Here is a 616-nt window from a genome sequence, read left to right as displayed (position 1 = left end):
CGCCACCGCGCCGTCGGCGCCGGCCGCGAGGTGGTGGCCGCGTCGGGGCCGCGCGTGGCCGCGCCTCCCCGCGGGCCGTGTCCGGGCAGGGCGGCGCTCGCCACCACGTACGGCTCGTCGGGGCCGATGCCGCAGGTGCGCAGCCGGGCGGCCAGGCCGGCCGGGTCGGGCTCGGTGAGGGCGGCCATGACGAGCTGCTCGGCCAGCCGCCGCTCGACCCGGCGGCCCTCCTCCATCCGGTTGCGTTCGAGGGTCACGCAGGCGGCCAGCTCGCGGCCCAGGTCGGCCCGGTCCATCAGGTCGCCCTCGCAGGCGAGGAGCCAGCCCGCCGCGCGGTGGCCGCGGCCCACGCCGAAGAGGGTGTGCCCGCCGGCCCGGCAGGGCAGTCCGGGCGCGGTGAGGTAGGCGCGGGCCAGCCGTACGGGGTCGTCCGCCTCGCCGGCGATCACCTCGCCGGAGGCGGACACGACGGCTCCGGTGACGCCCAGCTCGGCGGCGGTGAGCGCGAAGAGCTCGGTCAGGCCCGCGCCCTCGGCGACGGCGGCGACGAGGCGGCGGTGACGGCCGAGCGCGTCGCGGGCGTCGCGGGCGTCGCGGATGTCGCGGGCGCCCCGGG

1 pseudogene is annotated in these 616 nt (G+C 81.0%); it reads right to left on the bottom strand.

Features of this window, described 5'->3' with window-relative positions:
• Positions 1-616 (bottom strand): annotated as a pseudogene (locus tag MTP10_RS41845) (hypothetical protein); the annotation flags it as partial.

This window comes from Nonomuraea sp. 3-1Str, assembly GCF_031570565.1.
Lineage (GTDB): Bacteria > Actinomycetota > Actinomycetes > Streptosporangiales > Streptosporangiaceae > Nonomuraea.
Note: the sequence above shows the minus strand (reverse complement) of the source record. Positions and strands in the feature narration are given on the sequence as shown.